General features: G+C 73.8%; 1 pseudogene. It reads left to right on the forward strand.

Annotated features, from left to right (window positions below):
* Window positions 1-248: pseudogene (locus tag AX735_RS04320) on the forward strand (P-type conjugative transfer protein TrbJ); the annotation flags it as partial.

The raw sequence follows: 248 nt of genomic DNA on the forward strand, positions 1-248 counted from the left end.
CGCCTTTCAGGATGCCTTGCAGGTGCAGGCCGGCGTCGTCGGCAACATCGAAGGCACGCGCACGACGATGGACAGCCTGGTCTCGGCCAGCCAGTCCGCGACCGGCGCGCTCCAGGCGACGCAGGCGGGCAATCAGCTCCTCGCGCTGCAATCGCGGCAGCTCGCGGACCTCACCGCCGCCGTGGCGGCGCAAGGCCGGGCGCAGGCGCTGCAATCCGCCCGCCAGGCGGCCGAGGAGGCCGAAGGGC

The organism is Blastomonas sp. CCH1-A6, from assembly GCF_001556365.1.
In the GTDB taxonomy this organism is placed as follows: Bacteria; Pseudomonadota; Alphaproteobacteria; order Sphingomonadales; family Sphingomonadaceae; genus Blastomonas; species Blastomonas ursincola.